Annotated in this window: 12 protein-coding genes; 5 read left to right on the forward strand and 7 right to left on the reverse strand. The window is 52.2% G+C overall.

The features are described from left to right. Positions 1–43: 43 nt before the first annotated feature. The 7 genes from ACFOSS_RS14330 to ACFOSS_RS14360 all read right to left on the reverse strand — a co-directional run bounded on the left by ACFOSS_RS14330 (position 44) and on the right by ACFOSS_RS14360 (position 6,168). A complete protein-coding gene (locus tag ACFOSS_RS14330; RefSeq protein WP_377153710.1) occupies positions 44–277 on the reverse strand; it encodes a hypothetical protein in 234 nt (77 codons plus the stop codon). Between the two features lie 273 nt (positions 278–550). Further along, positions 551–2,437, reverse strand: coding sequence for a hypothetical protein (locus tag ACFOSS_RS14335; RefSeq protein WP_377153713.1), 1,887 nt, complete (start codon positions 2,435–2,437; stop codon positions 551–553). A 194-nt stretch (positions 2,438–2,631) separates the two neighbouring features. Next, on the reverse strand, positions 2,632–3,189 hold the full coding sequence (locus ACFOSS_RS14340) for a hypothetical protein (RefSeq protein ID WP_377153716.1): 558 nt from the start codon (positions 3,187–3,189) through the stop codon (positions 2,632–2,634). 260 nt (positions 3,190–3,449) lie between these two features. After that, the gene (locus ACFOSS_RS14345; protein ID WP_377153719.1) at positions 3,450–5,147 is read right to left on the reverse strand and encodes a hypothetical protein; all 1,698 of its coding nucleotides are present in this window, start codon (positions 5,145–5,147) and stop codon (positions 3,450–3,452) included. Continuing rightward, positions 5,134–5,367, reverse strand: a complete 234-nt coding sequence (locus tag ACFOSS_RS14350) for an ABC-three component system middle component 6 (protein ID WP_377153722.1) — start codon at positions 5,365–5,367, stop codon at positions 5,134–5,136. The genes ACFOSS_RS14345 and ACFOSS_RS14350 overlap by 14 nt, the downstream gene beginning before the upstream one ends. Next, entirely contained in the window at positions 5,354–5,899 is a 546-nt protein-coding gene (locus tag ACFOSS_RS14355; protein ID WP_377153725.1) for a hypothetical protein, read from the reverse strand. Before ACFOSS_RS14355 ends, ACFOSS_RS14350 begins: the two co-directional genes overlap by 14 nt. Before the next feature lie 2 nt (positions 5,900–5,901). Continuing rightward, positions 5,902–6,168 carry a hypothetical protein gene (locus ACFOSS_RS14360; protein ID WP_377153728.1) on the reverse strand — a complete coding sequence of 89 codons (267 nt, stop codon included), beginning with the start codon at positions 6,166–6,168 and terminating at the stop codon, positions 5,902–5,904. Between the two features lie 1,571 nt (positions 6,169–7,739). Here ACFOSS_RS14360 and trhP point away from each other — a divergent pair. From trhP to suhB, 5 genes are all read left to right on the forward strand, one after another. Then, a complete protein-coding gene (gene trhP, locus ACFOSS_RS14365; RefSeq protein ID WP_377153731.1) occupies positions 7,740–9,104 on the forward strand; it encodes a prephenate-dependent tRNA uridine(34) hydroxylase TrhP in 1,365 nt (454 codons plus the stop codon). A gap of 1 nt (position 9,105) precedes the next feature. Beyond that, complete coding sequence (locus ACFOSS_RS14370; protein WP_377153734.1) at positions 9,106–9,351, forward strand: YfhL family 4Fe-4S dicluster ferredoxin; 246 nt, start codon at positions 9,106–9,108, stop codon at positions 9,349–9,351. A gap of 35 nt (positions 9,352–9,386) precedes the next feature. Then, positions 9,387–9,629 (forward strand): GrxA family glutaredoxin, encoded by a 243-nt coding sequence (locus tag ACFOSS_RS14375; protein WP_377153737.1) that lies wholly within the window; start codon positions 9,387–9,389, stop codon positions 9,627–9,629. A gap of 15 nt (positions 9,630–9,644) precedes the next feature. Beyond that, positions 9,645–10,001, forward strand: a complete 357-nt coding sequence (locus ACFOSS_RS14380) for a DsrE/DsrF/TusD sulfur relay family protein (protein ID WP_377153739.1) — start codon at positions 9,645–9,647, stop codon at positions 9,999–10,001. Positions 10,002–10,116: 115 nt separating this feature from the next. Continuing rightward, entirely contained in the window at positions 10,117–10,920 is an 804-nt protein-coding gene (suhB, locus tag ACFOSS_RS14385; RefSeq protein WP_377153742.1) for an inositol-1-monophosphatase, read from the forward strand. The last annotated feature ends 20 nt before the right edge of the window (positions 10,921–10,940 follow it).

Raw genomic sequence — 10,940 nt, forward strand, 5'->3', positions numbered from 1 at the left:
AACAACATTAAGAGCCGCAAGTAAAGTCAGCGCGGACGCGATCTTATTCCTCGATGATGGTGGTGCCGCACTGCTCGCAAATCAGATGGCGGGAAAGGTCATCCATCGACGCCAGAAAGGGACCCACCCACCAGCTTTTAATAAAACCGGCGATGAACTCTTTGAGTTGGCGATGCTTTGAATGTTCAAACGGACTTTTCTTGCGGATCAGCAGCAAAATATGGGTGGTGTCCTGGCGACAGTGTTTACAAAAGTGCACTTCCGTTTGTGTAGACATTTTAGTTATCCCAAAGCGTGAACAAATTTATATTCAGTCAGCCCGATTCAATTGCGCGAGATAAGCTCACTGCTGCCAGTTAGCTAACCCACCGCGAGTGACCATGGTTATTGCTGGCGCTATTAATATTCTTCGGGCATTTAATTACGATGGGCATCATTCAATACCCCGCAGCAGCTGCATGCCTTGAAGCGGCTGCAATGCACTTGTGATAGCGCCTCCGTGGCTGTGGAATCCAGCGCTGCGATGACACAGTCCCCGCTGCCGCCCGGCCTACTGGCCAGCGGCGGGGAAAGTGACCTGCCGCAGCAGGGTCCAGGCCATGGGAACCAACGGGCAAACGAACGGTTCACTGTGGCCACGATGACAGAATTCGGCCATCACGCTGCCGTTGCGCCACACCGCCGAACCACGCACCAGTAAACAGGCATCCAGGCCAGGTGCGGTCGGCAGGAAAAGCCGGTCATGAAAATTCGGCTCGGCGTAGACCCGTCCCCGCCTCTCTGACGCCGCCTGCTCCAGGCAGAACAGTTGCGGACCATACTGCACAAACCAGTTGCCCTGGCGATCCTGGCACTCCACTACCTGGGCGATGAATTCGATGGCTATCTCGTCACCGTCGGCCCACGCCTTGCTCAGTCGGATACGATCGGCAAGCGCCTCCACCTCGGCGCCGGGTGCCGAGACCCGCATCTCCTCGGCCCAGGCGGGTTTGCGCAGCGTGAGCACGCACGCCAGTTGCCGGTCAACGTCGATGGTCAGACGTACCTTGAAGTCCTGGGGATAGGCTGTGGTCTGCATGATCCGCAGCGTTGCGCCTTGCCATTCGGTCTCAAGCACGCTGGGGCCATACAAGGCCAGCGTGAACCCCTGCGGATCCTGCATCCAGGCACTGCGCAGGTAGGTGGGAAACACCCGGCCCGCGTTGGGGGTGCAGCAGACGGCGGCATCCTGATGCGCAGGAGAGTACTTGTAGCGCACCTGTTGCGTCGTCTTGTCACCTTCGTTGTGGCTCGGACCTGTGCCATCCAGCCGCAGACAGTTGTCCGTCTTGAGATAGGCCATCGAATGCCCTTCGCGGTGGCGGGCCCCCAAGGCGGCATTGAAGAATAGATGTTCAGCCCGGTCGCCCCAGGCCAGATCGCCGGTGTGTTGCAGCAGCAGGGTGTAGGAGTCCAGGAGCTCCTGGATTGAGCAGTACTCATAACCCGTCCCGCTGGCATCGGCCCCCTCCGGGCTGATCCATTCATCCCCAATCGGGCCGCCGCTCGGCGTCAGGCAAGGCTCCAGCTTGGCCAAATAGCCAGTCAGGGCAAGATCAAGCTGCTGGCGAGCATCACCGCTGGCTGCGGACCGCGCCACCAACAGCGATCGCAGATGCTCATAGGTGTGCACCCCGTGGCCACAAAACCGATATTGCGGATCGAGCAGGTTGGACATCAGGATGTCCGTCTCGCTGGGTTGATGCAGGTTGTAGTCGCGGTAGAGAAATGCGGCGTACTCCAGGTACTCCCGCTGCCCCGTCAGCTCCCAGAGCCGGTTGAAGAGATCGGTCGCCGCCAGCCCATGGGCGGCGCCGGCATAGGATGGGCCGGTATTGAAGGGCTGGGAGAGCCCCGCAGGCCAGACCCGCATCACCAGTCGGCAGGCGCGCTCCAGTGCCTCGAGCACACCGCGCTCCTGGCGCGCCTCGTACCAGGCGAGCAGCGAGCGGCCAAGGGTCGTCAAGGCCCACAGCTCGCCGTTCTCGCCTTGGGTCCTGAACCTGAGATCCGCTGCGTAGATGCCCAGATAGCCATCCGCATCCTGGTTGGACAATTGGCGTTGCACATAGGCGGCGGCTTTGGTCAGCGCCTCGGCATCCCCGACCAGAAGGCTTGTGCGCACGAAACCATCCCACCAGTTCGACTGGGTCTCGCTGTTCCACCAGAGATACTGCACCTCCCAGTCGGCATCTTGGGCGACCGCCCCGACGTTTTTGGCCTTGACGGCCGTCGAGAGGCGGTCTTTGCCGTAGATGTCATCATGCACAATCAGATCAGGAACAATGCGGTCGAGTTGTCCGACATAGCCGGTTTTAAGTTCGCGCGACATGGTATCGAGAAGCCATCCGCCAGGCTTGACCGCCCCAAAACTCAGCCACGCCAAGGTTCGATTCATACTGGTTCCTCCGGAATAGGAAACGCCTTATCTGCTGCGCAATACGCCATTGCCGAGCTAGCCGACGCGGGTACGAGAACACCATATTGAGCACCGCGAACGCAGCTCCATTCTGCGGGCGGGATTTGAAATGGTGACGTGCGGATGAGCGGGAATAAGCTTAACCCGCTGCCCGTAGGGGCATTCTAAACTGCTCAAAAATAGTGGATACCACTGCCGCCGCATTTAAAACAGACCACAGAGGCGCCGCCTTTTTCAGCGCAGCGCTTGCACGGTAATTTGGCAAGACCAGATCCGGCACATTTAGGACAGCCTCGCGACGTCAAATTCGGTTCACCTGATGCTACCGACCGCTGGTAGACGCGCCCCGTTCCACTGCAGCGATGACATTTCGGGCGATAGACGCCAGAGCCATGACAGCTACGGCAAATTTTTCGCACTTGCCCGGTACCGTGGCAGGTAAAACAGGTTCCAGATTTGCGCGAGCTAAATAGATTACGCGACCAGACATCCCACCTATTTTGATCACGCAAGGCGCGGGCACGATAATCTTCGCCACAATAGTAATAAATAATATTAATCACCAGCAGCAGCGGAACACCAAGACACAACGCCACCCATATGCTCTGCGTCAGCAGGCCAAGTAATCCACTGATCACCACCACCACCAGACTTAACGCATCACATTTATTTTTATCCTGAATCACCTGTTCAACCCCGAACATCACCGCAGCCAGACCGGCTGGCAGCATCGTTAAAAATTAATATCAACCGTGAAAGCACGTAGGTTGGGCTGAATGAAATGAAGCCCAACGTTTACCGCGGTTAAGTTCAATACCATAGGCCAACAGTAATCGTCGATTTAATAATCAGTAGTGTTAATTTATAAAAGCCGTTAGAGGCTCGGTAAACGTTGGGCTTCGCAAGCTCAGCCCAACCTACGAGCTTTGGTTAACTTTTACTTAAATGGCGGCACGTAGTGCCGTCCAATTTCAAGCTTCTGTTATAAACGTTATATCTTAAAGAATTTGTTTTTTTCTGATAACTCTAAAATGACGTTATTATCAATAAATTTCTGAAAGATCTTGTTACTAATTTTATCGCTTAGCAATGCAACAATATATTGACCTTCGCTATTATTTGCCAGCTCAAAAATATCAAAAACTTGATTTACATCGACATCCTCAATGCTGTCATGTATGACAAAATTTGGACGTTTAAGATTTGTTTGATTAACGAAGTCAATATAAGCTAAATCAAATGCACTTAACTCACCTTTCTTTTTTCCGCCTGTTGGATTTGGAGAAAGATTAGCAATTTCATAACGACATTTCTCATTTTCAATATCGAATTCTAGATCAAATACGTATCTTTCATCATAGAATTTTTTACTAAACTCGCCAAATGAATCATTAAATAACTCGATGTTTGAATTTAAAGATTCGGCTTTAATTGCGATATTGTTAACAATTAAACCTTTCAATCTTTCAAGCTCATTTATTTCATTTTTAGTTTCTTCGATTTTGAGCAATGAAGAGTTAACATTCGCCACCTGTTCTTTTATTGATGTTAAATCATTGTATATTTGACTGATTGATTTTAATGTGTTTGGTTCTCTTATGTATTTAAATATATTAGATTCACTGATGTGTAATTCATCTATGCTAACTTTGTATTTTTCAAGTTTATTCTTGTTTTTTTCTATTTCGAGTAGCAACAGATCTGTTTTATTTTTAATCAGCTTGTTGTGAAATAGTGTCAACTCTTCGAAAGATCTCTTTAGTTGCGTGCTGATTGATACTCCTGCATCGTTGTATATTTCAGAAAGCTCTCTGCCATTAATGCTACTGGCTTTATTTTTAAGATTATCAATTGACTTTTGAATGAAATTTATCTTAGATTGAATAGTAGTATATGCGATAGTTAAATCACTAATTTTACTTTGAATCTCTACTAGCTTTTTAACATCAGATTCTTGGCTATCTGTGAAATCAAAAGTATCAATTTTTCTCTGTAAAATAGCCTCTTCATCTTTGAGAGGTTTGAGCATTTTTTGTAATGCGCTCTCTCTATGTGGATTTCTATAGGCAGCCAAATGTTTATTTTTAAGTTTAATCTTGTTATTAAAATCAGCTTTTTCTTTTAGTAAATTTAAACCATCAAACCCAAAAAGATATAGATATAATTGATCATATACATCGGGGGTTGTGTTTACATGCAAAAATTTAATGGTATTTTGCATTTTGTCATTTGTATTTCGGATAAACTTATGCGCTATATTTCTAACACTTGGTTTTTCAGAGTTTATACCAAAGATCAATTTCGACACAGATGCAGAGTAGGTTTTTTTATCTACTTCTTTTCCGTCTATATAAAAACGACACTTTTTTTGATTTGTTGTTAAATCACGACTTAGTGTGTATTCATTGTTGTCATAGCTTTTAAATAAGAGATGTATAACAATAGTATTATTTTCAATAAAACTTACCACTTCAGGAATATCTTTTTTAAATTCACTATCTTTATATATATCTTGTCCGTCTGACAAAAAGATATAATCTATAAGGCGTGAAAGGGTAGATTTACCAACACTGTTGCCAGTCTTATTTTGGGAGCTTGCTGAATTAAGAATTAGATTAAGACCTTTCTTGAACTCTATTTCTCGTAAAATCTCTTTACCTTTTAATATTTGTAGCTTATTTAGTTGCATATTGTATATTCCCTCTGTCATTCAGCTCTATCACTCCAATGACATAAAGCCAGTCTAATGTATACACAAAGACATCATAGGACAGATTAAACTCATTTTTTGTTATTTCGTATAATGAAGATATTGATATATCTATATGAGTCATATCATTCATTATTAGTATAATGAATGCTCCGATATTAACGGGATTTATGGTTGGATCTGAGTCAATCGTTAACATTTGGTGTTTCCAATACGACACATTCTATAATTGAATAGCTTGTAATCAATGTAATACCATACTCAACATCTTCTTGATAAATTGCATCATCCAAAAGAACAGATTTATTCAAGAAATTTCTTGTTTTATCGATCACGTCTTGAACAATATTATCAGAATTAACTCTAAGCTTATCCATGTTTACTGGTTTTGTTTCTATGTTAAATTTATCTAGAGATTCAAGATAAAATTGTTTCATCTGTCTTTTAAATTTCGTTGAGCCGTTCATGATTGCCAAATTCAACTCATGAATTGCACTTTCAATAAAAATGGCATTGTTGGTGTATTCAGAAATCACCCATTGGAATTTATTTAAATTATTATGCTTTATTTTTAAATCAATTTCTGCTGGATCTCTTTTTAAATTTATATTGCTCACACTATCAGCGGCTATTATTTCTATTAGCTTGCCAATAATACTTTGTCGTCTAATTGTTGTTTCATTATTTATTGATATGGGAGCCAGGTTATTGTCAAAAAATACGTCTCCCATAATCACCCTCTATTATCTATACTGATTGGTCCTGAATTATCTTTAAAGTATTGTGATTTTTCGCCTTGAACCACTTTTTCTTTAATCTCTATATTATCTGCATTGACTTGTTGCAATACTGATATTTCATTCTTTAGATTATTAATTTCTTTTGTCAGATTAGAGGATCGAATAGATTGCGCGATAGCTATAGCGCCTGAAACAACAGTCATAAAATAGCCAATTGCTGAAACTATTGGATCTGATAGAAAATCTGAAATTACACTCATTTAAACCTCCATTATATGAGTTTGAGCAAAGTTTATAACAATCTTTTTTAAGCGGCTAAATGCCACCTATTCTGAATACTCTCGCCATATATCACGCAAACGCTCGTCCAGATAACACTCCTATCCCGTTATTCCCGCACAGATTTATTCCAGCGGAGCGAGCTGGCGGAGGGATGGGCGGCCAAACCGCCGCCGAGCGCGTATCTGGACGCACTCGTGCCGTGACCGAGCGACGCTTGGCAAACATCATGGCTACCGCCCCTGACTTTGCGGCTGTCACAGTGCCGAGGGGGATGGCGGCGCGGCCTGTCAGCGCCAACAGGCGCCTTGCGCTTTTTGAGTCTCTAGGCTAGCGCAATCGTTTTGGCGGTGGAATGGCTTCGTTTGGCCAAGATCATGTTTTATTAAGTTTTTATTCAATAACACAGGTTCTAGGCGGATAAAGGCCAGCGCCCGCAAACAGAAGCCGGCCCGAGGCGTGCGCGGCACGCCTATCGCGAGCTGCGCTTGCTCCTACAAAGCAAACATCCTGGCTCGGTAAGCCTTGGGTGGCGCGCCGCGCTCAGCGCCAATCTACCCGAGCCGTAGCGGCGACACGCCGTCAACCGAAGGCCACCCCCCAGTGCGCGCCGTCTGCCGGGCCGAGCGGCGGTGGGCAATCCAGCGCCGCCACCACGCGAGCGCGGTCGACAACCGTCACGCGATAAAAACAACAACCGGCCCGAGGCGTGCGTGGCACGCCTATCGCGAGCTACGCTTGCTCCTACAAAGCAAACATCCTGGCGCGGTAAGCCTTGGGCTTCGCGCAACGCCCAGCGCCAACCTACGCGAGCCGTAGCGGCGACACGCCGTGTGCCGAAGGCCACGCCCCAGTGCGCGCCGTCTGCCGGGCCGAGCGGCGGTGGGAACGAAGCCAGTGAGCCGTCAGGAGGACGGCGCAAGGGCGATTCACGCCAGGGACGGCGTGTAGCGCCCGGCCGGTGCAGATCCCACCGGAGCGAGGGGCTCTCCCGGCAGTTCGGCAGACACCCAAGGCCAGGGGTTGAGGGGGCATGGCCTTATGCCCCCTCACCGCCCCCGCCCAGCGGAGATCGGCCAGGCACGAAAGCCGGTCAAGGGCGGAACGGACGCCGCGAGAATCCTTGCGCAGCCCAGCGGCAGGCGGGCAATCCAGCGCCGCCGACACCACGCGAGCGCGGTCGACAACCGCCACGCGATAAAAACAACAGCCGGCCCGAGGCGTGCGCGGCACGCCTATCGCGAGCTGCGCTTGCTCCTACAAAGCAAACATCCTGGCTCGGTAAGCCTTGGGCGGCGCGCAACGCTCAGCGCCAACCTACGCGAGCCGTAGCGGCGACACGCCGTCAACCGAAGGCCACGCCCCAGCCCGGCACGCCTATCGCGAGCTACGCTTGCTCCTACAAAGCAAACATCCTGGCACGGCCAGCGCCGGGCCCGCCGCTGCCCGGTCCGGCAAAACACTGGCATGCCGACTAGCTGCCGGCTACAATTCGCCGCCGGCCCCATCAGGTGGGGCCATCCTGACCTGAAATCAGACCAAGAGAATGACTATGTTCAAGCCCGAGTTGCTTTCTCCAGCGGGAACGCTGAAGAACATGCGCTATGCGTTCGCCTATGGCGCCGATGCCGTCTATGCCGGCCAACCCCGTTACAGCCTGCGGGTGCGTAACAACGAATTTGACCACGACAACCTGCAGCTGGGCATCAACGAAGCCCATGCCCTCGGCAAGAAGCTGTATGTGGTGGCCAACATCCAGCCCCATAACTCCAAGCTCAAGACCTTTGTCCGCGACATGAAGCCGGTCATCGACATGGGGCCCGACGCCCTGATCATGTCCGACCCCGGCCTCATCATGCTGGTGCGCGAACACTTCCCGCAGATGCCGGTGCACCTGTCGGTGCAGGCCAATGCGGTGAACTGGGCGACGGTGAAGTTCTGGGAGCAGATGGGACTGGAGCGCGTGATCCTGTCGCGCGAGCTGTCGCTGGACGAGATCGAAGAGATCCGTCAGCACTGCCCGAGCATCGAGCTGGAGGTGTTTGTCCACGGCGCGCTGTGCATGGCCTACTCCGGCCGCTGCCTGCTGTCGGGCTACCTGAACAAGCGCGACCCGAACCAGGGCACCTGCACCAACGCCTGCCGTTGGGAATACAAGGTGCATGAGGGCAAGGAAGATGACGTCGGCCAGATCGTGCACCGCCAGGAGCCGATCCCGGTGCAGGTGGCGCCGACGCTGGGTGCCGGTCTGCCCAGCGATCAGCTGGTGCTGATCGAGGAGAAGAACCGCCCGGGCGAATTCATGACCGCGTTCGAAGACGAACACGGCACCTACATCATGAACTCCAAGGATCTGCGCGCCATCCAGCACGTCGAGCGGCTGACCAAGCTGGGCGTGCATTCGCTGAAAATCGAAGGGCGCACCAAGTCGTTCTACTATTGCGCGCGCACCGCCCAGGTCTACCGCCAGGCCATCGACGATGCCGTCGCCGGCCGGCCGTTCAATCCGGATCTGTTCAAAACGCTGGAGAACCTGGCGCACCGCGGCTACACCGAAGGCTTCCTGCGCCGCCATGCCCACAGCGAATACCAGAACTACGACTATGGTTACTCGGTCTCCGACAGCCAGCAGTTTGTCGGCGAGATCACCGGCCGCAACAGCGAAGGCCTGGTGGAAGTCGAGGTGAAGAACAAGTTCATGCTCGGCAACAGCCTGGAGCTGATGACGCCGCAGGGCAACCTCAGCTTCCAGCTGGCGCAGCTGCAGAACCGCAAGGGCGAGCAGATCGACGTGGCGCCGGGCAACGGCCACACCGTCTATCTGCCGATCCCGGCGGAGGTGGATGTCAATTACGGCATCCTGCTGCGCAACTTCGACGGCGGCGAGACGACCCGTCAACCGCATCAGGCGCTCTGAGATGGCACTGCTGATCACCGACAAGTGCATCAATTGCGACATGTGCGAGCCGGAGTGCCCGAACCAGGCGATCAGCTTCGGCGCCAAGGTCTACGAGATCGATCCCGACCGCTGCACCGAGTGCGTCGGGTTTTACGATCACCAGACCTGCGTCAGCGTCTGTCCAATTGACTGCATCATTTGGGACCCGAATCAGGTAGAGTCGGAAGCCGAACTGCTGGAAAAATTCGTCCGTCTGCATCATTGATCGTGGCCGTGCGCGGCCACCACCAGGAGAAGAACATGGAACACGTCACCATCTATGGCAAACCGCAGTGCCCGTATTGCGAAATGGCGGTCAAGCTGTGTGAAGATCGCGGCTTCGACTTCGAGTACATCGACATCGTCGAAAAGCAGCTCGGCATTGCCGACCTGCACGAGATCGTCGGCAAGCCGGTGCGCACCGTGCCGCAAATCTTCATCGGTCAGACCCACATCGGTGGCTACACCGATTTCTACGACCATGTGATCAAACAAGGTCAGTAACCGACGAGGCCCGAGATGCAAAACATCCTGATTGTCTGCACCGGCGCGCCGTATGGCAGCGAAAGCCTGTTCAACGCGCTACGCCTGGCGCTGGCGCTCAAGGAGCAGGAGCAGTGTCCGGTCGAGCTGCGCCTGTTCCTGCTCTCCGACGCTGTGACGGCGGCGCTGAATGGCCAGCAACCGGCCGAAGGCTACAACCTGCGCCAGATGCTGGAGATCCTGGCGGCGCAACGCGTGCCGATGCGCCTGTGCAAGACCTGCGCCGACAGCCGTGGCCTCAGCGGTCTGCCGCTGATCGAGGGCATCGAGATCGGCACCATGCCGCTGCTGGCGCGCTGGAGCGTCGAAGCCGACAAGGTGTTCACCTTTTAATCAGCTCAGTTTGCGCACGATCACAAATCGCATTTGCCTGAGCCATTCGCGGTGGGTATAATCCCGCCGCGCATTTTTATTACCCCCCGTTCTTTAACATCTGGTGAGTCAATTTATGCATCCCATGCTCAATATTGCCGTGCGTGCCGCTCGTAGCGCCGGTCAGGTTATTGCCAAGAACTTTGGCAACCACGTTAACGTCCAGACCGCCGAGAAGGCGAAGAATGATCTGGTGACCAATGTCGATCGTGAAGCGGAACAGGCAATTGTACGTGCCCTGCTGAAAGCCTACCCGGACCACTGTGTGGTCGGTGAAGAATTCGGTATCCAGGGTAAGGAAGATTCCGAGTATCAATGGATCATTGACCCGCTGGATGGCACCACCAACTTCGTCAAGGGTATCCCCCACATCGCCGTCTCCATCGCCCTGCGCATCAAGGGCCGCACCGAAGTCGGCGTTATCTATGATCCGATCCGCGATGAACTGTTCAGCGCCAGCCGTGGTAACGGCGCCCAGCTGAACGGCTACCGTATCCGCGTCGGTGAATCCCGCGATCTGGATGGCTGCGTCATCGCCACCTCGTTCCCGCATCGTCATCGTCACCACCTCGACGCCTACAAGAAGATGTTTGATGGCATCTTCACCGAGTGCGCCGACATCCGCCGCGCCGGTACCGCCAGCCTGGATCTGGCCTACGTGGCCGCCGGTCGTGTCGATGGCTACTGGGAACTCGGCCTCAAGCCGTGGGATCTGGCTGCTGGCGAACTGATCGCCCGTGAAGCCGGTGCCCTGGTGACCGACTTTGTCGGTGGCCACAACTTCTATACCAGTGGCAACATCGTCTGTGGTAACCCGCGCGTGGTGAAAACCATGCTGGCGAAGATCCGCGAAGATCTGCCGGAGTCTCTGGCTCGCTAAGCGGCTTGAGCCTGGCTCGA

This window comes from Pseudaeromonas sharmana, assembly GCF_042649925.1.
Lineage (GTDB): Bacteria > Pseudomonadota > Gammaproteobacteria > Enterobacterales > Aeromonadaceae > Pseudaeromonas > Pseudaeromonas sharmana.